Raw genomic sequence first — 24,259 nt, 5'->3', positions numbered from 1 at the left:
TTATTAAATTAAGAATAGATCTACAAATTCGTTTACGTTCATATTTTCTAGTTTCTCTTCATTTAAACAAGCTTCATGAATTTGTTCTTGTTGCTTACTAGAATAATGACCTGCCATATTTGCAGTGAATTTTTGAACAACTTTTGGAATTGCTTCGTCTCTACGGAAACGGTGACCAAGTGGATATTCACATTCCACGTTTTCTGTTTCAGTGCCATCTTTGAAATGGACTTGAACAGCGTTGGCGATTGAGCGCTTGTTCGGGTCAAGGTAATCTAAACTGTACTGTTTGTTTTCAACAACAACCATCTTATTACGTAATTCATCTACACGTGGATCATTTGCTACTGCATCCTCATAATCGTCCGCAACGATATCTCCTTTTAATAAACCAATTGCCGTAATGTATTGTAAGCAATGATCACGATCCGCTGGGTTATTTAATGGACCTTCTTTATCAATAATACGGATTGCTGATTCATGAGTTGTAATTGTAATACGGTCAATTTCATCTAATTTTCCTTTAATTTCTGGATGTAATTTCACAGCACATTCTGCAGCTGTTTGTGCATGGAATTCTGCTGGATATGAAACTTTAAATAATACATTTTCCATTACATAAGAATCTAATGGTCTTGCTAATTTTAATTCTTGTTTATTGAATAATACATCTTGGAATCCCCAGCCCGGTGCAGATAATGCCGTAGGGTAACCCATTTCACCTTTTAGAGCAGTCATTGCAAGATGAACACCGCGGCTCGTTGCATCACCTGCTGCCCATGATTTACGTGATCCCGTATTTGGAGCATGACGATATGTACGAAGACTAGAATTATCAATCCATGCATGTGATAATGCATTAAAGATTTCTTCACGTGTTCCGCCAAGCATTTTCGCAACTACAGCAGTTGTTGCTACTTTTACGTATAATACGTGGTCAAGACCAACGCGGTTTAAGCTGTTTTCTAAAGCAAGTACACCTTGAATTTCATGTGCTTTAATCATCATTTCTAATACTTCACGTACTTTTAACGGTTCTCTTCCTTCTGAAATACGAACACGGCTAATATAATCTGCCACAGCTAAAATTCCGCCTAAGTTATCAGATGGATGTCCCCATTCTGCTGCAAGCCAAGTATCGTTATAGTCTAACCAACGGATCATACAGCCGATATTAAATGCACCTTTCACTGGATCAAGTACATATGACGTACCTGGTACACGTGTACCATTTGGCACGATTGTTCCTGGTACAACTGGTCCTAATAATTTCGTACATTCTGGATATTGTAATGCTAAAATTCCGCATCCAAGTGTATCAAGTAATACGTAACGAGCAGTACTGAATGCTTCTGCACTTGTTACCTCTTTATTTAATACATAATCCGTAATCTCTTCTAATAATGCATCTTTTTGTTTAATTTCATTTGTTTTAATCATGCTATCCTTCCCTTTCTGTCGAAAATTCGTTATTATTAATGATGGGTGTCGGTCAAACACCCATCTGGCGGGCGGTGCTAACAACTCCCCAGTTGTTCTTATTTACTAAGCACATGTCGCTCGCCAATATAATTTACACGTGGACGGAACAAACGATTGTTCGCATGTTGCTCAATAACGTGCGCACATAGTCCTACTGTTCTAGAGCTAAAGAAGATTGGTGTGTACAGTTGAATTGGAATACCAAGCATCCAATATACTGGAGCTGCGTAATAATCAAGGTTTGGATAAATTCCTTTTTCCTTCTCCATAATCTTTTCTCCAGCTTCACACATTTCATATAGTGTATAATCACCTTTCACATCACATAACTGCTTTAAAGCTTCCTTCATCATTAAAGCTCTTGGATCCATCTTCTTCATATATACACGGTGTCCAAAGCCCATAATTTTTTCTTTGTTATATAGTTTCTTCTGTAATAACTCTTCAAACTTTTCAACATTACCAGCTTCTAAAAGCATGTACATAACCGCTTCGTTCGCACCGCCATGTAAGCTACCTTTTAAAGATGCAACCGCACCTGTTAAAGCACCATATAAGTCGGATTGTGTAGATGCAATAACGCGCGCTGTAAATGTAGAGTTTGGCATTTCATGTTCACTATATAAAACAAGGGAACGATCAAAGATCTTCTCCTCAAGTTCAGTTGGTTTTTTACCTGTTAACATATAGAAGAAATTCGCACTATATGATAATTCCTTAAGTGGTTCGATTGGCTCTTCATTATTTAAAATATGATAGCTATTCGCTACAATGTTTGGTACTTTACTCAATAATTTGTATCCGCGGCTTTTGTTTACTTCTAACGAGCGGTTTTCAATATCATTATCGTAACCAGCTAATGCGGACACACCTGTACGCAATCCATCCATAGGGTGCGTTTCTTTCGGTAATGCCTTCAGTACGTTGAATACACCTTCTGGTACCGCGTATTCTTCTTTTAATTTCTTTTCAAGTGTTGCTTTTTCATCCTCATTCGGTAGATGTTCTTCCAATAAAAGGTGCACAATGTCTAAATACTCTTTTGTTTTTGAGAGTTCGATTAAATCATACCCTTGAATTACAATTTCACCTTTCACTGTGTCAAGAAACGAAATCTTCGTCTCCGCTGCCACTATACCATCTAATCCCGGGGAAAATTTTTCTTCAGCTTTCATCATTATTTCCTCCAATCCTAATAGATCTTCGTGCACATAACTGTAAGCCTTTACAATATTGTGAAACTACATTTCTATTTCAATGTATCAGAGTTTTTAGAAGATTTCAATTTATTTTATAATGATAAGTTTCCTATACTTTTACCGATGTAACAATACAGTTTTTCAACAATAATTTTCATAGTTTATAAAGAAAGGACAGACTTCTCTTTATTTATCTTTAAAACAAAATATAAAGTTAATTCATATAACCCAGTTAAATATATACCTACTTTACAATTCCTTTTACTAAATAAAAAAAACGAGCCGTATTCATATACAACCCGTTTTTTGCATTATATTTATTTCACTATTCTCTAAATATAATTTCCATATAAAATTTATTTATTTTTAATAAAGTTATTATTTTACGTAATTAAATTGAATTTCTTCCATTTCCTCATGATAACCTACAACTAAATCATAGTTTTGAAAGTACCAAAGATTATCAACATCCACAAAAAATAAAATACCTTCTTTCTCAACTGACACAATTCCCCCAGCTGCTTTCTCTGCAACAATCCCTAAAGAATAGCCTGGCTGGATGGAGCTATCTCCTCCGTACCTTACATTAAACCGTATAGATTCACCATGCTTTATACGTAATTCTTCTTTAAACCATTGTAGAGCTTTATGATCAATTGAAATTTCCATCTTTGTTCCTCCAGTTTACGCAAATTCTTTTTTACCTAATTGCTGTTTTACAAAAAACACAAAAATAATGAAAGCAATTAATCCTGAAATTGCACTACCAGCAAATAAAATACGGTAACCAAACATTTGTGAAACAACTCCAAGTAAAATTGCACCAAGTCCAATCCCTAAATCAAATGCAGTAAAGAACGAAGCGTTAGCAACTCCTCTTTTACTCGGATCAACAATTGTAAGCATCGCGGCTTGCAATGCTGGCTGTGCTGAACCGAATCCAACACCATATAATGTAGCTGCGATAACTACACCTATTAAATTATTTGAAATCGTTAGCACAACTATTGCAATAACAGTAATGCATAGTGCCGGAAGTATGATAAATACTTCTCCATACTTATCTAATAGTTTTCCTGAAATTGGTCTTACGATTGTTAAAGCAATTGCATATACAAGAAAGAATGTCCCAGGATTCACATCAATTGACGATGCAAATAGCGGTAAAAACGTCGTAATGCCTCCATATGCAAATGATAAAAAGAATACAACTATCGTAATGGATAGAACGGATTTTTCAAACAGTTGTATTTTCCCTTTTTCTTTTTGTGGTGTGAATGGCATTTTCGTCATTAACGATAATAAGACTGCCATAAAGGATAAAAGAGTTGCTAATAAGAAAAGGCCGTGAAATGAATAATTTTGTACAACCGATAATCCAATCATTGGGCCGATTGCCATTGCAATCGTCATAGCCATCCCATACCACCCCATACCTTCACCACGGCGTGAATCTGGAATAATATCAGTTATCGCTGTTCCAACAGCTGTTGTAGAAACAGCCCATGTTACTCCGTGAATAACACGTAAAACAGCTAAAAGGACAATAGTCGTCGCTAAATGATAAGAGTACATCGTTAACCCAAAAAAGATGAGTCCGAAAATAATAAAGGATCTTCTACCATATTGATCTAACATCCCTCCAATAATCGGTCGTATTACAACTGCCGCTATTGTAAACATTCCCATCATAAGTCCGACTTGTGATTCATTGCCACCTATCTCTTTAATAAAGAGTGGGAGCGTTGGAACAAGTAAATAAAATCCTGTAAATAAAAATAACATTGCGAAAGTCATTTGAATAAATGATTTCGTCCATAATCGTTCCATTCATATTCCTCCATAAACACGTAAGTTATTGCAATTAACACCTCCATTTTACAGTTTCTTCGTTCCTTTTCCCTCCGTAAATAGACGTATCTTTTTATAATAAATGGTCCAAAATCAATTTAAATTAGTCTTACAACTTTATACGTATGTTTTAGCCTAAAGTCCCATTTATTTGTACCTTTATATGTGTGAAAAGAATATACTACTTTATTATCGCAACTTAGGAGTGAATATTTTTATGTGGGTATCATCAAGAGTAACTGCCGTAGTTCCTTCGACCCCCGAAATACACGTTCCCGCTGTTCATACAGCTAGTTCCGATGTCGGTATTGAACTTCCCGCAACTTGGCAACACTATCAAATTCCCGGTCAAATTACTCCCTCATTTTGGCATCATGGCGCACATCCAAGTAGTCCCCCCTTTCAAAGCCACGCTTATCCTCCGTTACCTCAATCTCAAATTTTTTATCATTTTCCTTCAATTTATTTTCAAAACTTCTATGGTACTTTTAATATTTAAAATACATTGTCTCATAGCTACTGCATTTAAAAGAAAAAAGCACTTAAGATTGTAATTTTACAAATCTTAAGTGCTTTTTAATATTTTTTATAAAATTTTCTTATTGTCCATTATTAGCAGGGGCCTCTCCTGCATTACCGCCAGTTTCTGGTTGTGTGGTCGCTGGTGGAGTTGTATTTCCTTGGCCTCCTCCATTATTTGCTGGAGGTGTCGTATTTCCTTGACCTCCACCGTTATTTGCTGGAGGTGTCGTATTTCCTTGGCCTCCTCCGTTATTTGCTGGAGGTGTCGTATTTCCTTGGCCTCCTCCGTTATTTGCTGGAGGTGTCGTATTCCCTTGGCCTCCTCCATTATTTGCTGGAGGTGTCGTATTCCCTTGGCCTCCTCCATTATTTTGTTCATTTTGTTTCTTTTCTTCTTCTTGTTTCTTTTGCTCTTCTAGTTTCTTTTGTTCTTCTTGCTTCTTAAGTTCCTCTTGTTGCTTTTGTTCTTCTTGTTTTTTCAGTTCTTCCTGTTTCTTTAATTCTTCTTGCTTTTTCTCTTCTTCAGTTTTTTGCTGTTGATCTTGTTTTGGTTTTTCCGTTGTATCCGGTACGCTCGTATTTGGAGAAGAATCACGTTTTTCACCTTTTATACGCAGCTCACTACCTTCTTGAATTACACTACTTGGCATTTTAAATCTTGATTTATCTGTAGCCATCTCGCTCATCATTGCTTTAAAGATCAACTGTGCAATTTTCGTATTTTTACTACTAATATACTCGTCTTTACCATCTTTCATATACCCAGTCCATACCGCCATCGTATATTGCGGCGTATAACCTGCAAACCAACTATCACGAGTTGCACTTTCCGGAATATTAAATTTTGCTAATTGTTTTGAATCATAGTTTGTTGTACCTGTTTTTCCAGCTACATCTAAAGAACTTATATTTGCTGCTGTACCAGTACCTGATGTCACTACTGAACGAAGCATATCAGTAATCATATATGCTGTAGAGTCAGCTATAACTTGTTTTGGTTTTTGCCCGAAACTTTGTGACTTACCGTCTGGATAAACTACTTTCTTAACAAAATGCGGTTTTGCATACTTTCCACCATTACCAAATGTCGCATAAGCACCCGCTATTTCAGTTGGTGATACTTCGTTTGTACCAATAGCTGTAGATTCTGTTGGCGCTTTTTTAAATGTAATACCTAATTTCTCAGAGAATTCCTTTGATTTATTAAGTCCTACTTCTTTTGCAGTTTTAACTGCTGGAACGTTACGTGACATTTTTAACGCCTCACGCATAGTAATTGGACCTAAATGACTTCTGTCTGCATTTCGAAGTTCTTGTCCAGTTGAATATTTAAATGGAGAATCATCAATTTGATGATACGTAGCCCATTTTAAGTATTCAATTGCAGGACCGTAATCAAAGATTGGCTTCATCGTCGAACCAGCTGCACGATCTAATTCAATGGCCATATTATGCCCTTTAAATACGGCTTTATTTTCACCGCGCCCACTACCTATAGCACGAACCTCTCCGGTTTTCGTATCCATAAATGTGAAAGCACCTTGGAACTTATCATTTGGATAATTAATAATATTAGTATCTAATATCCTGTCGGCAGCCTTTTGTGCTTCTACGTCTAAAGTTGTATAAATTTCTAAACCGTCAGAACCAATATTAGCATCTGGTAATTCCTTTTCAACTTCTTTCACAACCGCATCCATAAATGCAGGATATGGCATCGCTTGTACAGTTGCAGTCTTAAGTCCATCTGTTACTTTAACTTTCGAAGCTTCTTCCATTTCTGCCTTCGTAATATAACCATGTCGATTCATTAATTTTAGTACAACATTTCTTCTTTCTGTTGCTCTTTCAATATTTTCTGTTTTCGTCGGATCATAGTTATTCGGTGCTTTTGGTAAACCTGCAAGCATCGCAACTTCTGGTAATGTTAACTCTTTCAATTCTTTACCATAGTAGTTTTGTGCTGCTGTTGCGATACCATACGAACGGTTTCCTAAGTTAATTTTATTTAAATACATTTCTAAAATTTCATGTTTTGAATATTGTTGTTCTAGTTTATACGCTAAATAAATTTCCTGAACTTTACGTTTTGATGTTTTTTCCATCGATAAGAAGTAGTTTTTAATAACCTGTTGCGTTATTGTACTTCCACCTTGTGAACCGTAATCTCCTTTAAGACTCACCAAAACAGCACGGGCAGTACCTTTAAAGTCTACTCCGCTATGCTCGTAAAAACGTGCATCCTCTGTTGCTAAAAATGCATTTTCTACTAATTTAGGAATTTGATCATACGTAACATTCGTCCGCTTTTCTTTCCCGTATTCATATACCAAATCGCCATTTTTATCATAAATTTTTGAGGATAACGGATTAACAAGTTTTGCTTTCTCAAGTTTTGGTGCATCCTTAATCATTACAAAGAAGGTAGCAACTCCCCCCACTAAACCAACAATACCAAGTAATAAACAAGTAATTAAAAACTTGCGAAAAAATGATGTTTTACCTTTTGGTTTTTGTGTTTTAGAAGCTGGCTGTTTTTTCTTTTTAACTTGTCGTCGCTCCTCTCGAGAACGATAATTTTCTGACATGTTACTTTCTCCTGCCTTTCAATTCTCCCGTTGATTTACTTAAAAATATTGAGGTCACTTTCTAAAATAAATTTAATTAAGAAAGTATATTGACCTGGAGCATTCAATATTTTGCTAATTCACAGATTATAAATTTTAGAATGCTTGTTACACAAAGTATTTTCACTTCTATTTTTCTAATAATGCTGCCCCTTTAAGCATAGAATGTAAAAAGTGAATTTTTAATACCTCGTATAAATAATATACCTTTTTTTCAAATGGTCAATATTTTCTTATTTATAAATCAAAGGTGAAATAAAAATAGCACAACGATATGTACTTCGTGTGAACTTCCTTATAATTACGTATAACGAACATTTAATATATTGCATATAAGTATAATACCTCTTTAATTATAAAGATTTCAACATCACAACCTCAACATCTATAAGAAATTATTAAAAATGAAAAGTGAGGAGTTGCGTAATGATGGAGTTATCTCCCGTGATTTCCAAAACTATAGTTGCTGTTGGATATAATCCTTTTTCTATGATTTTACGCATTCAATTAAAGAATGGACTGTATGATTTCTTTAACGTTCCTGAAAACATTTACACCGGTTTACTAAACGCACACTCTAAAACGAGTTATCACAATACTTATATTAAAAATTCTTACCGCTACACCAAAATATAAACTTAACCAGAATAAAAAAAGAAAGGAGGTGGTCCCCCTTTCTTTTTAAAATCGTTTCACAACTCAGCTATCTTCTGTTCTTTTTATTTATTTCATCATATGCTTGAATTTGTTTTTTTAAACGCCGATCTGCTTTTTTATCATGTACAACTAATATCGCATGAATAACACCTGGAACCCAAAATATTAATGTTAATATGAAATTAATTATTGCTTGAAATGGTTTTCCACAAAATAATACGGCTACAGGTGGAAGAAGAATTGCCAACAAATACATCATCTCTTGAAAACTCCTTGTTTTGTATTTTTCTCTCTCCATACGCTATACAAACCAATGACTTTTGCATTTCTAATGTTTTTATTAACCACTAATAACTGTTCTACTGTTATATATTCTCTTTCAATGTCAAAAAACCTACCACTTCAACTTTTCTACTTATGTAAAATTGAAATTTTACATACAATCTTTCCATGAACAATTTCATATGATTATTTTTTCTAATTGTTCTTCTTTCTCTATTATAGTTAATCCAATTGCAGAAATAACAGTTCCTATCGCTTGTATCCAAACACCAATGAGTGCTATTATTCTCTCATCTTTCTGATCAACTATACTGTCTTCATTTTCGATTCTATTCTTCATCACATTAATAATGCCTTGATACGCTTGAAGTCCAGCCCCTAAACTTTGCAGAGAATTGCCTAGTATTATAATTTTCTGTACCGTTTTCATCTGGAGCAAAGCCGCTTCTACTCCAAAAAAAGCTCCAATCGATTGTAAGCTATTCCCTATAATAATGAGATAATCATTCTCTTTCAATTGTTCCTTTATATTAAAATATGTTCCTATTACATTTGATATATTCCCTAACGCTAATAACTCAATGCCCACTTTATCAAGCATTTCACTTTTATTCTCCAAACACATACTTTGATTTTCTCTTTCACCTTCATCTTCGGTTTCATTACTCGCTATAATTTGCAATATATACCCGAGGGCTTGTAATGAGCTTCCTACAATTACAATTTTCGATTCAGCTTTCTCCTCCCCCATAAATCCTCTTGTCGTCCCAATTGCCGCTGTAAGATTTCCTCCTACTTGAAACCATGCTCCTGTCACTTTTAAACCACTTGGATTCATTCTTATCACCTATTTAGAAGTTTTCTGGTGCTTTCGAAATACATAAATAGCCTCCTTTAACTCATATTTATTATCTATATGTAATTTTGTGCATTCTATAATGTGTTAAAAATACAAAAAAGAGTAACCCATAACAGTTACTCTTTCCTATATATCAAAAAATTCATTATTTATTTCGTTATTGCTTTTAAATTTCAATTTCTCTTTCCCGCACTTCTCACACCTATACACATAAGCTACACCTAGCTTACCACTTTTGAAATCTTCATTATCCTGCATCTTAATAAAACTATATTTATGTTTACAGTGAGATTCGTCTAAAAAATTTTCAAACCATTTTTTCAACATAGAACTGTTCACCTCTATGCAAGAATCTTCCTCTTGCCTTATTACATACTTTTACTTAAATACTCAATCTCATGTTGTAACTTTTTAAATTGTTCAAAATGCATAGTGATAGATTGACTGTTTCCATACTCAGCACTATGCTTCACCAATAAAACACCCGTGTCATGAAAAAACGCGTCAAGCTCTTTTCTAATGGATACTTTCATTATATGCGCTGTTTTAATAGCCGATAAAATTGCAATTTCATTAAACTTTAATTTTATTTCCTTTGGACAAAATGCTTCTTCCACCAATATAACTTCATTGCTATAAATAAGTGCAACAAGATTACTTGACTTTGCATCTGTTAAATCTACTTTTTTTATAACTTTATTCATTACATTTTGCCTCCTTTGTTTTCGTATATGACAATTATACAATTTCCATTTTTAATTACGTAACCTTACATTCAGTTTAACACACTTTTATTATGGGATTAAGCTACACTTCAAACGTTTTATTATTCCGCAATTTTCGTTAGATGAACCATTTGGACTATAAGACCATATAGTAGTGTTAACAAATGATTGTAAAGTGGGTGAGAACTATGCCCTCAGTTGTAGGGAATTTAGTTGTACAAAATAGTAACGGTTCATTTAATTTAGGTGATTTCTATAACGTTTCTCCAAAAGAAAACACGAAGGCTTATAATGGATCTGGTGCTTCCAACGTTGGTTTTGTTGTTAATACTTTTAATGGTGTGAGTGCGACTAATACGTTTGATTCTGACCTTGCGGATCAAAACCAAGTCGGTACAGCTTAACCCTATTTTTTCATCGTTCTGTTTAAGAATTTTTAATTTGCCCATACTATAATCAGGCTGTTATACAGCTATTGTTGATTTTTGGAGTACCCTATCTTTTTCTCCCTTTCCCTGGGGCTTAGCAGCTAGTATGAAGCTAGCTGCTTTTCCGTTTCATTTTTCTGTTTCACATCTAACATAGCTTACTTTACGCTATTTCAATAATATCCGTGGTATTAAATACGTAAGTTTTATAAAACGCGTCAGTACACATTACAATGCGCTTTAGCGGATTTATATGTACAACTGTCATGTAGCTTGTAAGTATGTATCCATCTTCAAAATATGTCACCAATATTTCTTTCTCAGACAATAATGACATTAATAATTTATCAAAAATTCCCTCTTTTGCTTCTTTTGTTAAAAATGGTTTTTGTACTTTAAATTTCTCCCCAATAACCTTTCGCATACTTAATAACTGTTCCGACATTACTGTAAATGGAACCCATTCTCTTTTTGCTCTTTGCATCTTTACATCATTCATTTCTCTATCTCCTCGATTATTTATCCATTCTATTTCAAACATATTGCGCTTCGATTATTCTTTAATAATTGCTCGGCTCATATTTCCCCCGCATGAACAGGTAAGAAATCTCCCACCTCAAAATTCAAGACATACAAGGAAAGTAAGTCGAAGATTAACTTCCCGTAAACACCCGCTAATTACAGTTTCACTTTATTTCTAAATCTTATACTATCTACACTTACAAGAACATTCGTTCTAATTATACACGAACTTACGTTCTTTTGAGAAGAGATTTATTTTTTCTTCATCAAATAATCTTTTCACTTCCTATTAAATGGGAGGTGAAAAGATCAACTAAACAGTTTTAATTTTTTCGAGTTTATTAACCATCTATAAATGAAAGCATATATTATAAAGAACGAACTCACAAAATTTAAGGGATTTATAATGGACCTCCATTCGTTCCTTATGAATTTCTATGAAAAGAGAGCAATTTAAACACTCTCTTTTCGTACATACTACATAAAACTATTCATCAATAATTCACTCTAATTACTAAATATATTTTGGTTGTACTATTATATGTAACTCCCTCTCTGTTACTGCTTTTTTCGGGTTTCGAAAATACTCTAATTCGTATTTTAATACCTCATATTCAACCATCCCGATCTTAATCCCTTTCGTTTCTTTTAAAATAGCTAATAGGTTATTTATATCTTCATCATACGATTCAAAAATTTTCCCTCCGTCTTCTCTTTGAAAAATTACTTTCACATTTTCTCCCCCTACATCATTTATTTATCTATCCAATAATTCATTCTTCACCTTAAAATTTCATACGAAAAAGAACATCCATCTTAATAGAATGCTCTGCTTTTCACTTCATTTAACGTCAATATATTTCAATCTTATTGTATGTTTCATTCTGCAAATTATGTTTATCGACTTCTATAAAGTGAAACTTTAATCCACTCAAGCTTTGTTTATTCCTGACTAATAATTAGCCTACGCAAATCTTACTGCCTACGAATAATGGGCTAAAATTAATTAATTCGTTTTATATTTAATGAGATGAAACAAAACATTATAATATCAACATTCTATGAAGTGATGATTAACCTACTTCAAGAAAATTACATAAATTTCCATTGTAATTCTTAATATTTATATGTAATATTGTATTGTCTTACTATCTATTTATAACTCACACACTAACTAGAAAAGGGAACCTTTAAAGGTTCCCTTTTCTAATTACAGTCATTATTTCTTTTCTAGAAATTCAAATGTATTTTTAAACTCTTTATCATTCACCTTAATATCAGCATCTTTCAATAATTCATTGACTACTTGTTGTTTCCATTTACCTGTCGTGTCTTGTAGTCTTTGCTGTTCTATATCTTTACGAATTGAATCTTTTACTTCATCAAATGGCTTTAATTCTTTTTTATCTGTCACTTTAATAATATGGTAACCGTAAGTTGTTTTTACTGGTTCACTTACTTGTCCTGCATCTAATTTATATGCAGCTTCCTCAAATTCTTTTACCGTTTGCCCTGGAGCAAAACCAGTGATTTCCCCGCCCTGTTCTTTTGAACCAGTATCCTCTGAGTATTGCTTCGCTAAAGCCGCAAAATCTTCTCCGTTATTTACTTTCTCTTTCACTTCTTTAGCAGTCTTTTCATCTTTTACTAAAATGTGACTTACCTTCATTTCTGGTTTATAGTTATCTTTTACATCTTTTTCTGTAACAGTCGCTTTAATCGCTTTCTCAAATGCAATTTCTGGCTTCATTTTTTCTTTTAATTCATCTTCGTTTTTCAATCCAAGTTGTTCTAAAGTCGCTTTAAAGTTCTCACCCATTTTATCTTTTGCTTCTTCTACTTTCTTTTTTGCTTCCTCATCTGAAACTTTATATTTATCGAGCAACGCCTTACTTAACACCATTTGGTATAAAGTACTTTCCCCATATTTTTGTCTTAATTCTTTACTTAACTCTTTCTCTGTAACATTTCCTACTTTTGATGTTACTACGTTGTCTGAGGAGCCACATGCGGATAATGCCAGTACTACGCATGAAATAATTGTTCCTAAAAATAGCTTTTTCTTTTTCAATTCAAAATACCTCACTTTTATTATTATATAAGAATAACTATACAGTGTTGTTGTGTATACAATGTGTTTTCTAGATGTAATTCATTTCATTTGAATAAACTATGTATCAGTAAAGGGACTCTTTACGTATTCATAACACATGTAACTACCTATAGTTACATGCTCTTCTAGTATCCAATTATTTTATCCAATATGTACCGCATTTTTCGCTCTGCCCACACATGTAAAAATTTTGATTCATTAATATTCCCTTAATAATTTATACATTCAGGCTCTGCATAGTAGTGAACTTTATATCATTATCAACTAAAGATTCATATTATACTAATATGCCTTTATAATCTAAACAAAAAACGCAGTATACAATACTGCATCATAGGAGCTGATTTCATGGAGAAAAAACCTATTGTTTTCAAAGTCCCACCAAATTCAAAATTAAAAGTTACATTTTTCGGTCCTTGTAACGAAGTCATTACAAATGTTTCTATAATTAATCAACTTTCTACACCTAAATGTCAAACTATTACACAATATCCAAACTATACGAAATATGAAACTGAAGTACGATTATTATCGAGTTGTTAATCCATTCTATACAAAATCCTTACAATTTGGGTAACTACAAAACCTTATTAATAAACTAAGATTACTCATTTCATGATATTCCATTGATAATTTATTGATTTTCCACACATTTACATCAACCGAACATATATTATCGTATGGAGATTATCCACTCATAAAACCTATCTTTCTTTAGAGCGTACTTTTTATGTATGCTCTTTTTTATTTATCCCTTATTCTGTACATATAAATCTGATCACTTTTATATTTCACGTCGGGTAAATCGACCTGCCCTTTATAAATAATCTAGTCAAGGTGTCCCCCATAATACTTCTTTATTTATTAGACATTCACTACTCTATTAAATTCGTGTATCCATTCAAGCACCATTTATCTAATATATATTCCTTCTAAATTCACCAAAGATGTATTAAAATTCTTTATATACTCAAGGAGGTCAAATATGTTCAAGTTGCATCCCATACTACTCATCTTAGGATTTATTTTATTTTTATATAGTGTACTTGCCTTCATGTTATTCCTTTCTATTCAATAGCAATACCTGCGTAAACCTTTGATAAATATGTAATTTCTATATAGTAATGAAAAAGCCTTTAATTATACGGACATAAGTTAAGATGTCTTTTTATACCATTAGGCAACTAGCAAATGTAATGCCAAAGAACTTTTACAACCTAGTTACTTACTCTTTTTATTACCTGCAGAAGATCTAATACTTAAAATAAGATAGCCCTTTCAACATCAAAACTGTAAAAAATAATTTTTAAAATTTACCTTTCATCATTACATCTTTAGCATGTGAAATTTTCATGAAACAAACTATATTTAATCGATTCACTTGTATATTTTAAATAAACAATAATAATCCCCCACCATTCGGTACAGGGGATTAACTAGACCTACTGAAAAGTATTTTATTCTCTTCGTTATTTAATTGGAGAAGGGAATCTTGCTGCTTCAAAATGTGAGCCGTCTTCTGAAGGACTTAAAACTCCGTCTATGCTACTTTGTGCATAAACCTCAACTTGATCTCCTTCATGCAATTGAATAATCGTCGAAACACTTACTACATTTCCAAAACCTATTGGACCAAAAAAGTCATTATCTATAGCTATTGCTGCATTGCCATTCACACGAATTTCTACACGAGCTCTATAATTTAAGCTAGGATCGTTTGGAAAAAAACCAATCGTTCCAATAACAGAGTATACTCCTTTAGTCTTCGGAATAAAAATAGACGTTGCTGGATTATACTCATTCGCTAAATCAAATTGTTCATTTTGGAATAACACTTTCACAAAAGTATTAGCAGGAACAGGTTGATTCACCGTATTTCTAGCTCTAAATGCTGATGCCCTAACAAGACTATCCTTGTTATCATTACACTTACTATCGTTCTTACAACCGTTATGCTGTTTCTTTTTATATTCTTTACAATACTTACAGTAGTAATAGCAAGACATACTCGTTCCCCTTTCATGCTTATTACTCTATATTATGTAAAAGAGATTCACAATGTTTGGACGAACTATTGTTTCCCCCCCTATACTTGTCGCCTATTTATATACACGTAAGCGGAAGACATTTCAATAACACAACAACCTAGTAGTATAGTAATCTCTATTCAAATTTGATAAATCCCTTTCCTTTCTATTTTACTTTTTATGCATAAAAAAGAACGAACTTACATTCGTCCTTTCACACATTTTTATGGTCCAAAGCTTATCATCCAACCTAACATAAATCCAAATATAGAAAACAGTAGCATAAAAACAAATAAACTACATGCCCACAATGCATATTTTCGACTTTTTCTTTTTGTGATCATGCCTACGACTGAACATAACAATCCAACGCCAACTATTTCCCGAAAACCTTCGCCTATAAATGTTTCTTGACTAAGCAATGTAATGTTCAAATACAATAACGCTAGAAAGGCAATAATTAATGAAATAGTCCCCATCCATGTTTCTTTTTTATAACTATGACTCTTTCTTTTTTTTAAGAATGCCAATTCCATAATCTCGCTTCACCTACTTTCAAGTTTCTAACTTTTTCATGGCTCATCAATTTTTCAACTTCCCCTTTAGGTCCAGTTACAACTGCCCCGTATGTTTTTACCCCATTTTTTTCAAGGAAAGAAATACGCTTTGACAACTCTAATGTTTTCGCTCTAGATAGCTTCATCGCTAAATCTTCATGCTTTTGTAATGACTTTAACACATCAATAAATTGTTCCTCATGAGGTGAATCACTCACAAAAGCACCACTTGGTCTTGAAATCATATCTGCTGGAAAACCAATCGGAGCAACATACATACCCTCGTCATTCGTTTGCTTCTCCTCTAACCCTGTATTAACGGCATACCAGACAATATCAATAGTGGGAAACATATTCGTTACCTCTTGTACACTCAACAATTCTCTAAAAGATATAAATGCTTCTACAACAGATTCTTGCGGAAGACCCTTTAATACTTGCGCTTCTTCACTACTATTATAGGATGAATTATAATTATTAGGATGAGACAATACCTCGTTATCTATATATGGGACTTCCGGAATTTTTTCATCTGTTGTATATTCACGGCTAACTTTCGTTGCTCTACTAAATATATAATCTGTTTTCTCTTCTCCTATTCGAATATCTTTCTTCCCTACCCTTTTATACAAATCAAAATGCAATTGTAAACTAAGCGGTAACAATGTTTGCTCCATGTCCCTATCTTTCAAAAATACATTTGGTTCTGTTACACTTAATGTTTTATTTACTACATTCCGTATCTCCATTGCGTTTGTAGGTGCAAATACATAGTATGCGAGAGTAGATATATATAATATAGGTTGAATAAGTAATAAAAAAGTAAATACAATTAAAACATTTGTAATACGCGCTCTTTTTTTCCCTATTTTCATCACTTGCTCCTGTTTTCCATTAGAAAGTGCATCCGGCCTTTGATGGAGAGCTTCTTGTAACAATTCTTTATAATCATCTTGTTCAGAATGAGGTTTATCATTTGTCATTTTGACTCTTTTCCTCCTTTAACAATTCTTTTAATCTCTTTCTCCCGCGAAATATGTGACTTTTATACGTGTTTAACTTTAAATCTAATACAGAAGCACCCTCTTCGTACGTTAATTGATGTACGTCACATAATAAAATAGCTTGCGCCTCTACCACTGGTAAAGTATGAATAATCTGAATTAATTTTTCATAACTATTTTTTGCGACTACATACTCTTCTGTAGATTCACCTGCTTGAATTGTTTCTAATTCCTCCGTTCCTACAAAAGCTACTTTTTTCTCTTTCCTAACAAAATCAATAAAGGTATGATATGCCACTTTAAAAAGCCATGATTTCACCTTTTGGTTTTCATAGTCTTCTAGATAAAGAAACGCCCGATAAAAAGTCTCCTGCATCAAGTCCTCCGCTACATGATGGCTACGAGAAAGGGAAAATAAATACCGGTACACATCGTTTATATAAACTTTATATATTTCTTCAATCTCCATCCCCCTCCTCCTTTCATATATAACACGAATAAACAAATTAAAAAGTTGCATTATTTTTCCTTTTTATTCATAAAAAATATTTATACATTTCAATAACTATTTACAATTATAAACAAAACATAAGATGTTATGGCTATAAATATACTTCAAAATGGGGAAAAACGGTTCGGATGTTCTCCTGCTCTTGTAAATTGATAGTCATAGGACAATCTTCCTGTACGATATAACCACAGATAGGATTTCGTTGCTACCTCTCGTCCTGGTTCGCGTTAGTAAATGTTCATGTATCTTTTCATATAGTGCCACTATCCATCATTTGTCATGATAAGATAATTCTCATTCTTTCTTCGATCGACGATATTTTCTTATCAAAAAACAACTTGTAGAGTATGTACAAAGATTATCTCATCAGCTATTTACAAATTGTAGATGGAACTATTTGACGCTTACATATATACTCATCCCCCTCAATTATTTCCGCTATTTGCGGATACCTCAAAATTCGGCATCTGTGATAAAGGTAGGTGGGAGCTGGGTTTCCCGTATATATCCAATTGGTAATGGTTAGATTAATAATCGGTTTGGGATACCTGCTCCTATTCATAAAATTTTCAGCTTATAGATTGAAGACAGTTCCATATGGAATCGTAAGAAAAGAACTTCCATACGGTGTGATTTGATGCACTGGATAAAAATACTCCATAGATGAATAATACGGCTGGATACCTTGTTGTTGCATTTGCATTTGTTGTTGCATTTGTAACGCTTGTTGAACAGCTTGAACTGTACTTTGTGCTCCGCTAAACGTTATTGATGTACCATATGCTGGTCGCATACCAGCTTGAGAATAAAAATACGAATAAAACATTTTTTTCAGCTCACTTTCATATAAGTTATTACAAATTATGTTATGATTCTTTATTTCAGTGGGTGCTGAAAGTTAGTCTATTAGCTTTGATTAGGTTTAAAAATTTCTATTATCTCTTACACTTTCATATTTTATTTACAAAGTTTATCTCCTAATACTAATTTAATTTTCGGAGGGGCATTTCATTTACAAGTTTTCGATAATTACTTTACAAACTAAAAAGGTAAAAAATTCACTATTTCTAATTCCATTCGATTACCTTCAAAACTATAAAAATGAATTTTTAAGATTATTAAAGGTAAATTATCTATACATCCTCCACAAAATAAAAGCACCCTAAACGGATGCTTTATTTTTCACTACTATAATTTCTTAGCAATAATTCAATTGTCCACGAATTTCACCATTAGGATGTTGTACTGTATGAACATTAATATAAATGTTTCCAGATATGATTTCATTTACAAGAGTAGCTAATGTTTGACCCGCTAACGGCCCAACCAAATCTTCTTGAGTAATTATTCCCGTAAGCGTTGCACACTCTATTGAAACCGGATTTGTTATAGGTCCAAATAAAAAAGCTACAACAGGACCATTAGTTCCTTTTGCTCCAATATGCAGATGGGCAACTACTACATCCTCTATATCAAATAAATCCAACTTAAATTTTAGGCTAAGCTCGTCATGGCTTAATTTAAAGAAAGCCTCCCCTCGAGCGTCTGTTTCTACTGGTGGAACTTCATTTCTACCACGTAGCTTTGCAAAAAACATATCTATCACTCCTATGCTTTTATATACTACTAATATATTCATACCCTTTATATAAGGTGATAAAGAAGCAGTTGTTAGACCAATAAAAATTCATTTTATATGATAGATTAATTTATCAATTTTATAAAATTCATCAATTTAACTATAACGTTATTTAAATTTAATTCATATATTGTAGTAGATTACTAGAAGGGAGGTGTAAATATGGAAAGTTGTGTTTTGTTCGTTAATGGACAACCTCTTTTAGTGGTATCAGTTGCTGGAATCGAAATTGCTAGATTAGAACTTTCTCTTCAAGTAGCATTGACTTTAATAGCATTAGGAATTCCAATCTGTGCATAAAAGTTAGGCATTTATAAAAAGAGGGCTTAAGCTCTCTTTTTTAATTTATTCCTTAACCAAAAAAGATACCACCTAAATCATGGTATCTATCGCAATAATCAACATCTGTTTCATTAGTACTAAACTAGCAATCCTAATTTGCGTATAATTCCTGAAAACGAATAACCATATGCAAAACCTACAATACGATTTCTTGGATTCCATTTATGTTCTAGATCTTCATTGTACGTTTTCTTGTAATACGCTAGTTTAGAATCTATGTTATATTTATCGTTAATAATTACTTCATCACTAGAAAATCCATCTATTTTAATCTGAACAGCTACATACTCTGCCCCTTCATTTAAAGCATCATTATAACACTTTTCTAACTCTTCTAATGTCTTTCCCAACATTAACCTCCTGTTCAAATGGACGGCTCGTTCAAAAAAAAGTATTTTCATCAGTAGTTGTGAGCAACAATCACAATGAGTATTTAATAGATAATAAGCTGTTTGCTTGTCTTACAAAGTATCATATGATTTTTATATAGGAACGGTTCATCAAAATGAAAGTAATTCATATATGTTTTCACACATGTAGTGATAACAATAAAATATATCAATAAACTTGATATTAGTGTTAGTGACATTACAATAACTTGTTAATTTAAAAGATCTTTCCATAAGAGCTCTTTTTTATTCTCTCAATTTATATCCAATATTCCTTTATCAATAAGTACATGTTGTTTTCCATTTTTCACGAGAGCATTTAACTTTTGCTAACCGCTCTTATTAAACTAATCTATTTATCGCTCTCTTCTAACTCCTCACTTTCTTCACGTATTTGTCCAATTAGTGAAATTACAGAACCTACCGCTTGTATCCAACTTCCAGTAATATCTACCAACTGTCCTTTTTTATTTTCACCTGGTTCGCTGTTTACTTGAGTTTCTAAATTTTCCTCTACATCATTTAATCTATCTTCTTTACTAAATTGCCGTAATTCTCTTTTACTCTTTAGTTCGTAAATCCCTCCAATCGCCTACAATGAATTCCCTGTAGCTTGCAGTAAGTTTCCTACAACATTTAAAGATTCATCTTTATCAGAACTATCCTCGAATTCATCAGCCAATGCTGTAAGTCCTCCTAAAGCCTGTGTCCAATTCCCAGCAATCACCAATTTAAGTTTTATTTCGTCTTTAAACTCAATAACCAATCCAGATATTACAGTTACATTACCAATTGATTGAATCTCATTCCCGATTTTTTCAAGAGATATTTCCCCTTGGCCATCAGCTTCTAAAGCATTTCCGACTGCTTGTAATACATTCCCATATATATTTAACTCTTTCCTCACATTACTACCTATAAAATAGAAAGGTGTACTTCCAATAGCGGAAGTTATTGTACCTATAGCTGCTATCAATGCACCAAATATTTCTTTTAGTTGGTTTTCCATTTATAACCTATCCCAACATTAAGTAATTATTTTCATCCTATTCAATCACACATCTACCTGTTAAAACTTCAAACTGCCTCTTAGTTTTTTCTTCCTATATAGAGCGTAACTCTACATCGTTCTGATACTTATTACTAATACCGTTGCTTAAGCGACTCTACACTTCCGTTTATTAAAGTACTCAATACACAGTATTATTTCTATAGAATAGAAATATGTTCATAAAAGCCCATATTGAATCAACAAACATACTAAACATTTTCGTTAGATATCTATTTGTATTACTCTTCTTATAAAACAAAGTAGTTTTTACAACTAGATGATTTCTCCACTAGAACACTTAATAAATTACTCTTTTTATGTTTTAAGTTAATAAAAATGTATTTCCATTTTGTTTTGTAGTCTTACTTACGTTTCTTGTTAATAACCAAGTATTGATTATATATCCCTTAAGAACGTCTCGATTTTCTAAACATATACTTAAAAGAAAAATATCCCTAAACATTACACAAATACTTACAAAATCTTTAAATTCAGAAGAAAATACAAATTCTTAAAGCATACTTAACGATTATTAAATTTTAAAAAGGAGGTAATTATGAAAAATAATCAAAACTCAAACGATCCGTGCGAAAAATTCCAATTTCCCTGTTTTATTTCTATATCCTCTTGCGATCAAAGTAATTGTTGTACACCTGTTTTTTTCTCATTTTCCCAGCAACAAGAATTATTGTCCCTAATTAACCAATTAAACCAAGCTATCCTTTCTTTTTTTACCACGCCAAATCCGACAACTATACAAATACTCCAATCTGCATTACAGGCATTAAATGATTTAATCATTACAGTGCAACCAAATACTCCAAATAGAAATTTAGTTATACGAACTATAACTCAATTAATCAATTCCTTACCTACTGCATCTCTCACTCAAATCTCTGCATTATTCCAATTTCTATTCCAAAATTTATCTTCGCTCATTAGTTGTTCCAATATATCGGACCCATTGTTGCAACAAACATTCAACTTAATTTTGCAAGGAATATTGAATAGTTCTCTATTAAATATTACCGGAATCCCCGGTCCTACTGGAGCTACTGGACCTAGAGGATTTCCAGGGCCTAAAGGAGCGACCGGGCCTCAAGGTGTGCAAGGCATTCAAGGGCCAGAGGGACCAGAAGGAGCGACTGGGCCTCAAGGTGTCCAAGGGCTTCAAGGGCCGGAAGGACTTGTAGGAGCGACTGGGCCTCAAGGCGTGGAAGGGCTTCAAGGGCCAGAAGGACCACCTGGACCCACTGGGCCTCAAGGTGTCCAAGGGCTTCAAGGGCCACCTGGACCACCTGGACCCACTGGTTCTGGGACTGGAATGGGAGTTCCTGGACCACCAGGGCCGACTGGACCTCAGGGAGTACAAGGCATTCAAGGGCCGGAGGGACCAGAAGGACCACCTGGACCTCAAGGGGTGCAAGGGCTTCAAGGGCCAGAAGGACTCGAAGGGCCGACTGGACCTCAAGGGGTGCAAGGCATGCAAGGACCGGAAGGACCACCTGGACCCACTGGACCTCAAGGCGTGCAAGGTATTCAAGGGCCAGAAGGACCACCTGGACCCACTGGAGATTGTGAATGTCCACCTGGACCCACTGGGCCGACTGGGCCAACTGGGCCAACCGGACCAACTGCACCGACTGGACCTGCATGTAATTTCCTTGTTTATGTTACAAACGCAGGAGCCATAGATGACCCTACAAATGATACAGTATCTGTTATTAACACCGGAACAAATACAGTGGTTGATACAATTACTGTAGGTAATGCACCTCTTGAAGTAACAGTTTCACCAAATGGCGCTCGTGCTTATGTTACTAATATTTTTTCTGATACCGTTTCTGTAATTGATACTACTACGAATATAGTTATTGCTACCATTCCGGTTGGGGCGGATCCAATTGGCGTAGCTGTTTCTCCAAATAACACAACTGTTTATGTTGGAAACCACGCGAGTAATGACGTTTCTGTTATTAATGCTGCTACTAACACAGTTATTGATACCATCCCTGTTGGCATCGCTCCGCAAGGAATCACTGTTTCTCCAAATGGAACCTTTGCATATGTTGCAAACGAATTAAGCAACAATATTTCTGTTATTAATACTGCTACGAATACAGTTAGCGCTACCATTCCGGTTGGCATTCGTCCTAGGATAATCGTCTTTACACTAGATGGTACTCGTGCGTATGTCACAAATCAAAACAGCAATACTGTTTCTGTTATTGACACTGCTACAAATACGGTTATTAATACAATTGGCGTAGGTTCTGAACCGGTTGGTATAGATATTACACCGGATGGTACTCGTATTTACGTTGTAAATAAAGTTAGTAATAATGTATCGGTAATAAGTGTGGCGACAAATACGGTAATTGATACAATTCCTGTTGCTTTATCCCCGGATCAAGTAACCATCATACCAGATGGCACTCTCGCCTACGTTACAAACCAAGGCAGCAATACTGTTTCTGTTATCAATACTGCTACAAATACGGTTATAGATACGGTTCCAGTAGGTGTTGCTCCAACTGGTATAGCAACTGGAACTATTTGTGAATAAAATAAAAAAACAGAGGGACAAAATTATGTCTCTCTGTTTTTTATTTTTTGTGCACCTTAAAAATTTTATATTCCTAGTGGTACCCCTTATGTACTTTTAGTTAATCACAAATTACTTATATCACGTTCTAATCTTATTTTTCTAACCTCCTATTCATCACCTTCTAAATTTCTTTGCAAAATAAAAAAGCAGCTGTTAAGCTACTTTACATTCTTTTTATCCCCAAGAGAAATGATATATATATTCCCCCGTTACACTTTGATTAATCCCAGTAATTCTAGCAAATCTCATTAAGTCTGCCCCTTGAAGAAAATACATCGCAAGCATTACTGGCACTTGTGACCACATAAATTGATAAAACTCCTCGATTCTCTGATATGTTGAAACAATTAAATCATTTACAGGCCCTTGATTCCATACAGAAGTTCTAACTGAATTAAACGGAAGATCTTTCCCATTAACCACTATTCGTGCCATACTTTGAGTTATGTCCACAACAATTCCCTCCATCATTACAAAAATTGGACCTGTGTATTTACTCCCTTTGTTATAAATATTCTTTACTTTTATAAATGTTTAAGGCAAACCTCTATTTTTTACTACGATTCAAATGAATTTATTTATTTCAGTAAAAAATCAAATGAATTTTAGTATTTACTTCCTCAACTTCCGGAACATTTATATATTTTATAACCTTGTTTACTTTTAAAAATTCAAAATGCAAAATTACATATTTTATTATCTCAATATTACTTTATTTACTATAACTTAACAGGAATTCATTCCAATCACTTGATAAATCAACATTTGTTATTTAATTCCTTCTTCCAAATTACATACCTTTATTTTTCAACACTATATTCGAATAATTATATTGGAATTTCTTGTTGTATACACATCTATCTT

At 33.7% G+C, this 24,259-nt stretch carries 26 protein-coding genes and 1 pseudogene; 6 read left to right on the top strand and 21 right to left on the bottom strand.

Features of this window, described 5'->3' with window-relative positions; genetic code table 11:
• Window positions 1-3: 3 nt before the first annotated feature.
• From prpD to ACTFSI_RS15840, 4 genes are all read right to left on the bottom strand, one after another.
• The gene (gene prpD, locus ACTFSI_RS15855; protein WP_440045473.1) at window positions 4-1,440 is read right to left on the bottom strand and encodes a 2-methylcitrate dehydratase; all 1,437 of its coding nucleotides are present in this window, start codon (window positions 1,438-1,440) and stop codon (window positions 4-6) included.
• 98 nt (window positions 1,441-1,538) lie between these two features.
• Window positions 1,539-2,660 (bottom strand): citrate synthase, encoded by a 1,122-nt coding sequence (gene mmgD / locus ACTFSI_RS15850; protein ID WP_001987369.1) that lies wholly within the window; start codon window positions 2,658-2,660, stop codon window positions 1,539-1,541.
• A gap of 399 nt (window positions 2,661-3,059) precedes the next feature.
• Entirely contained in the window at window positions 3,060-3,350 is a 291-nt protein-coding gene (locus ACTFSI_RS15845; protein ID WP_440045472.1) for a HesB/YadR/YfhF family protein, read from the bottom strand.
• Window positions 3,351-3,365: 15 nt separating this feature from the next.
• The gene (locus ACTFSI_RS15840) at window positions 3,366-4,511 is read right to left on the bottom strand and encodes an MFS transporter (RefSeq protein ID WP_242261485.1); all 1,146 of its coding nucleotides are present in this window, start codon (window positions 4,509-4,511) and stop codon (window positions 3,366-3,368) included.
• A gap of 238 nt (window positions 4,512-4,749) precedes the next feature.
• Here ACTFSI_RS15840 and ACTFSI_RS15835 point away from each other — a divergent pair, with 238 nt between their 5' ends.
• Window positions 4,750-5,031, top strand: coding sequence for a hypothetical protein (locus ACTFSI_RS15835; protein ID WP_000270176.1), 282 nt, complete (start codon window positions 4,750-4,752; stop codon window positions 5,029-5,031).
• Between the two features lie 100 nt (window positions 5,032-5,131).
• Here ACTFSI_RS15835 and ACTFSI_RS15830 read toward each other — a convergent pair whose 3' ends face one another.
• Complete coding sequence (locus ACTFSI_RS15830; RefSeq protein WP_197225392.1) at window positions 5,132-7,642, bottom strand: PBP1A family penicillin-binding protein; 2,511 nt, start codon at window positions 7,640-7,642, stop codon at window positions 5,132-5,134.
• A gap of 465 nt (window positions 7,643-8,107) precedes the next feature.
• On the opposite strand from ACTFSI_RS15830, the gene ACTFSI_RS15825 reads away from it, so the two are divergent.
• Window positions 8,108-8,317, top strand: a complete 210-nt coding sequence (locus tag ACTFSI_RS15825) for a KTSC domain-containing protein (protein ID WP_000970367.1) — start codon at window positions 8,108-8,110, stop codon at window positions 8,315-8,317.
• A 67-nt stretch (window positions 8,318-8,384) separates the two neighbouring features.
• Here ACTFSI_RS15825 and ACTFSI_RS15820 read toward each other — a convergent pair whose 3' ends face one another.
• The 4 genes from ACTFSI_RS15820 to ACTFSI_RS15805 form a co-directional block, all read right to left on the bottom strand.
• On the bottom strand, window positions 8,385-8,597 hold the full coding sequence (locus ACTFSI_RS15820) for a YqaE/Pmp3 family membrane protein (RefSeq protein WP_000990223.1): 213 nt from the start codon (window positions 8,595-8,597) through the stop codon (window positions 8,385-8,387).
• Between the two features lie 201 nt (window positions 8,598-8,798).
• Window positions 8,799-9,458: a DUF6944 family repetitive protein gene (locus ACTFSI_RS15815; RefSeq protein ID WP_139895483.1), complete on the bottom strand. Its 660-nt coding sequence runs from the start codon at window positions 9,456-9,458 to the stop codon at window positions 8,799-8,801.
• 147 nt (window positions 9,459-9,605) lie between these two features.
• The gene (locus ACTFSI_RS15810; RefSeq protein WP_000915131.1) at window positions 9,606-9,806 is read right to left on the bottom strand and encodes a hypothetical protein; all 201 of its coding nucleotides are present in this window, start codon (window positions 9,804-9,806) and stop codon (window positions 9,606-9,608) included.
• 41 nt (window positions 9,807-9,847) lie between these two features.
• Window positions 9,848-10,183, bottom strand: coding sequence for a hypothetical protein (locus tag ACTFSI_RS15805; protein ID WP_001045105.1), 336 nt, complete (start codon window positions 10,181-10,183; stop codon window positions 9,848-9,850).
• Between the two features lie 209 nt (window positions 10,184-10,392).
• Between ACTFSI_RS15805 and gerPF the strand changes: the two genes are divergently transcribed.
• A complete protein-coding gene (gene gerPF, locus ACTFSI_RS15800) occupies window positions 10,393-10,608 on the top strand; it encodes a spore germination protein GerPF (RefSeq protein ID WP_001141565.1) in 216 nt (71 codons plus the stop codon).
• A 187-nt stretch (window positions 10,609-10,795) separates the two neighbouring features.
• On the opposite strand, the gene ACTFSI_RS15795 is transcribed toward gerPF, so the two are convergent.
• From ACTFSI_RS15795 to ACTFSI_RS15785, 3 genes are all read right to left on the bottom strand, one after another.
• Window positions 10,796-11,131, bottom strand: coding sequence for a YolD-like family protein (locus tag ACTFSI_RS15795; protein WP_270724658.1), 336 nt, complete (start codon window positions 11,129-11,131; stop codon window positions 10,796-10,798).
• Between the two features lie 537 nt (window positions 11,132-11,668).
• Window positions 11,669-11,887 (bottom strand): hypothetical protein, encoded by a 219-nt coding sequence (locus ACTFSI_RS15790; protein WP_000864286.1) that lies wholly within the window; start codon window positions 11,885-11,887, stop codon window positions 11,669-11,671.
• Between the two features lie 486 nt (window positions 11,888-12,373).
• On the bottom strand, window positions 12,374-13,225 hold the full coding sequence (locus tag ACTFSI_RS15785) for a peptidylprolyl isomerase PrsA (RefSeq protein ID WP_000727481.1): 852 nt from the start codon (window positions 13,223-13,225) through the stop codon (window positions 12,374-12,376).
• Between the two features lie 390 nt (window positions 13,226-13,615).
• Between ACTFSI_RS15785 and ACTFSI_RS15780 the strand changes: the two genes are divergently transcribed.
• Entirely contained in the window at window positions 13,616-13,810 is a 195-nt protein-coding gene (locus tag ACTFSI_RS15780; RefSeq protein ID WP_000412567.1) for a hypothetical protein, read from the top strand.
• Window positions 13,811-14,736: 926 nt separating this feature from the next.
• Here ACTFSI_RS15780 and ACTFSI_RS15775 read toward each other — a convergent pair.
• The 6 genes from ACTFSI_RS15775 to ACTFSI_RS15750 all read right to left on the bottom strand — a co-directional run bounded on the left by ACTFSI_RS15775 (window position 14,737) and on the right by ACTFSI_RS15750 (window position 18,963).
• On the bottom strand, window positions 14,737-15,273 hold the full coding sequence (locus tag ACTFSI_RS15775) for a C1q-like domain-containing protein (RefSeq protein WP_044790672.1): 537 nt from the start codon (window positions 15,271-15,273) through the stop codon (window positions 14,737-14,739).
• Between the two features lie 245 nt (window positions 15,274-15,518).
• Window positions 15,519-15,830 carry a hypothetical protein gene (locus tag ACTFSI_RS15770; protein WP_000417681.1) on the bottom strand — a complete coding sequence of 104 codons (312 nt, stop codon included), beginning with the start codon at window positions 15,828-15,830 and terminating at the stop codon, window positions 15,519-15,521.
• The gene (locus ACTFSI_RS15765) at window positions 15,812-16,834 is read right to left on the bottom strand and encodes an anti-sigma factor (protein WP_000180316.1); all 1,023 of its coding nucleotides are present in this window, start codon (window positions 16,832-16,834) and stop codon (window positions 15,812-15,814) included. The genes ACTFSI_RS15770 and ACTFSI_RS15765 overlap by 19 nt, the downstream gene beginning before the upstream one ends.
• On the bottom strand, window positions 16,824-17,324 hold the full coding sequence (locus ACTFSI_RS15760) for a sigma-70 family RNA polymerase sigma factor (RefSeq protein ID WP_000401919.1): 501 nt from the start codon (window positions 17,322-17,324) through the stop codon (window positions 16,824-16,826). The genes ACTFSI_RS15765 and ACTFSI_RS15760 overlap by 11 nt, the downstream gene beginning before the upstream one ends.
• 616 nt (window positions 17,325-17,940) lie before the next feature.
• Complete coding sequence (locus ACTFSI_RS15755) at window positions 17,941-18,192, bottom strand: DUF3947 family protein (protein ID WP_000500111.1); 252 nt, start codon at window positions 18,190-18,192, stop codon at window positions 17,941-17,943.
• Window positions 18,193-18,564: 372 nt separating this feature from the next.
• Window positions 18,565-18,963 carry a CHRD domain-containing protein gene (locus tag ACTFSI_RS15750; protein ID WP_000464532.1) on the bottom strand — a complete coding sequence of 133 codons (399 nt, stop codon included), beginning with the start codon at window positions 18,961-18,963 and terminating at the stop codon, window positions 18,565-18,567.
• Between the two features lie 204 nt (window positions 18,964-19,167).
• Here ACTFSI_RS15750 and ACTFSI_RS15745 point away from each other — a divergent pair, with 204 nt between their 5' ends.
• Window positions 19,168-19,305, top strand: coding sequence for a DUF3956 family protein (locus ACTFSI_RS15745; protein ID WP_000443219.1), 138 nt, complete (start codon window positions 19,168-19,170; stop codon window positions 19,303-19,305).
• 119 nt (window positions 19,306-19,424) lie between these two features.
• Here ACTFSI_RS15745 and ACTFSI_RS15740 read toward each other — a convergent pair whose 3' ends face one another.
• Window positions 19,425-19,697 carry a hypothetical protein gene (locus tag ACTFSI_RS15740; protein ID WP_141403262.1) on the bottom strand — a complete coding sequence of 91 codons (273 nt, stop codon included), beginning with the start codon at window positions 19,695-19,697 and terminating at the stop codon, window positions 19,425-19,427.
• A gap of 391 nt (window positions 19,698-20,088) precedes the next feature.
• Window positions 20,089-20,745 (bottom strand): annotated as a pseudogene (locus tag ACTFSI_RS15735) (DUF6944 family repetitive protein).
• Between the two features lie 598 nt (window positions 20,746-21,343).
• On the opposite strand from ACTFSI_RS15735, the gene ACTFSI_RS15730 reads away from it, so the two are divergent.
• Window positions 21,344-23,353, top strand: coding sequence for a YVTN family beta-propeller repeat protein (locus tag ACTFSI_RS15730; protein ID WP_044790678.1), 2,010 nt, complete (start codon window positions 21,344-21,346; stop codon window positions 23,351-23,353).
• Between the two features lie 216 nt (window positions 23,354-23,569).
• Here ACTFSI_RS15730 and ACTFSI_RS15725 read toward each other — a convergent pair whose 3' ends face one another.
• Window positions 23,570-23,923 carry a hypothetical protein gene (locus ACTFSI_RS15725; RefSeq protein ID WP_080776398.1) on the bottom strand — a complete coding sequence of 118 codons (354 nt, stop codon included), beginning with the start codon at window positions 23,921-23,923 and terminating at the stop codon, window positions 23,570-23,572.
• Window positions 23,924-24,259 lie beyond the last annotated feature (336 nt).

It is taken from the genome of Bacillus cereus group sp. MYBK101-2, from assembly GCF_051918845.1.
GTDB classification, from domain to species: domain Bacteria; phylum Bacillota; class Bacilli; order Bacillales; family Bacillaceae_G; genus Bacillus_A; species Bacillus_A paranthracis.
This window is presented reverse-complemented; position numbering and strand designations above follow the sequence as displayed.

What these genes read in the sequence shown, in the direction of transcription:
- mmgD (WP_001987369.1), bottom strand. Translation starts at nt 2,660, where the DNA reads ATGATGAAAGCTGAAGAAAAATTTTCCCCGGGATTAGATGGTATAGTG.
- ACTFSI_RS15755 (WP_000500111.1), bottom strand. Translation starts at nt 18,192, where the DNA reads ATGTTTTATTCGTATTTTTATTCTCAAGCTGGTATGCGACCAGCATAT.
- ACTFSI_RS15795 (WP_270724658.1), bottom strand. Translation starts at nt 11,131, where the DNA reads ATGAATGATGTAAAGATGCAAAGAGCAAAAAGAGAATGGGTTCCATTT.
- ACTFSI_RS15820 (WP_000990223.1), bottom strand. Translation starts at nt 8,597, where the DNA reads ATGATGTATTTGTTGGCAATTCTTCTTCCACCTGTAGCCGTATTATTT.
- ACTFSI_RS15805 (WP_001045105.1), bottom strand. Translation starts at nt 10,183, where the DNA reads ATGAATAAAGTTATAAAAAAAGTAGATTTAACAGATGCAAAGTCAAGT.
- ACTFSI_RS15765 (WP_000180316.1), bottom strand. Translation starts at nt 16,834, where the DNA reads ATGACAAATGATAAACCTCATTCTGAACAAGATGATTATAAAGAATTG.
- ACTFSI_RS15750 (WP_000464532.1), bottom strand. Translation starts at nt 18,963, where the DNA reads ATGTTTTTTGCAAAGCTACGTGGTAGAAATGAAGTTCCACCAGTAGAA.
- ACTFSI_RS15760 (WP_000401919.1), bottom strand. Translation starts at nt 17,324, where the DNA reads ATGGAGATTGAAGAAATATATAAAGTTTATATAAACGATGTGTACCGG.
- prpD (WP_440045473.1), bottom strand. Translation starts at nt 1,440, where the DNA reads ATGATTAAAACAAATGAAATTAAACAAAAAGATGCATTATTAGAAGAG.
- ACTFSI_RS15745 (WP_000443219.1), top strand. Translation starts at nt 19,168, where the DNA reads ATGGAAAGTTGTGTTTTGTTCGTTAATGGACAACCTCTTTTAGTGGTA.
- ACTFSI_RS15775 (WP_044790672.1), bottom strand. Translation starts at nt 15,273, where the DNA reads ATGTCTTGCTATTACTACTGTAAGTATTGTAAAGAATATAAAAAGAAA.
- ACTFSI_RS15770 (WP_000417681.1), bottom strand. Translation starts at nt 15,830, where the DNA reads ATGGAATTGGCATTCTTAAAAAAAAGAAAGAGTCATAGTTATAAAAAA.
- gerPF (WP_001141565.1), top strand. Translation starts at nt 10,393, where the DNA reads ATGCCCTCAGTTGTAGGGAATTTAGTTGTACAAAATAGTAACGGTTCA.
- ACTFSI_RS15810 (WP_000915131.1), bottom strand. Translation starts at nt 9,806, where the DNA reads ATGTTGAAAAAATGGTTTGAAAATTTTTTAGACGAATCTCACTGTAAA.
- ACTFSI_RS15830 (WP_197225392.1), bottom strand. Translation starts at nt 7,642, where the DNA reads ATGTCAGAAAATTATCGTTCTCGAGAGGAGCGACGACAAGTTAAAAAG.
- ACTFSI_RS15845 (WP_440045472.1), bottom strand. Translation starts at nt 3,350, where the DNA reads ATGGAAATTTCAATTGATCATAAAGCTCTACAATGGTTTAAAGAAGAA.
- ACTFSI_RS15815 (WP_139895483.1), bottom strand. Translation starts at nt 9,458, where the DNA reads ATGAATCCAAGTGGTTTAAAAGTGACAGGAGCATGGTTTCAAGTAGGA.
- ACTFSI_RS15780 (WP_000412567.1), top strand. Translation starts at nt 13,616, where the DNA reads ATGGAGAAAAAACCTATTGTTTTCAAAGTCCCACCAAATTCAAAATTA.
- ACTFSI_RS15835 (WP_000270176.1), top strand. Translation starts at nt 4,750, where the DNA reads ATGTGGGTATCATCAAGAGTAACTGCCGTAGTTCCTTCGACCCCCGAA.
- ACTFSI_RS15825 (WP_000970367.1), top strand. Translation starts at nt 8,108, where the DNA reads ATGATGGAGTTATCTCCCGTGATTTCCAAAACTATAGTTGCTGTTGGA.
- ACTFSI_RS15730 (WP_044790678.1), top strand. Translation starts at nt 21,344, where the DNA reads ATGAAAAATAATCAAAACTCAAACGATCCGTGCGAAAAATTCCAATTT.
- ACTFSI_RS15840 (WP_242261485.1), bottom strand. Translation starts at nt 4,511, where the DNA reads ATGGAACGATTATGGACGAAATCATTTATTCAAATGACTTTCGCAATG.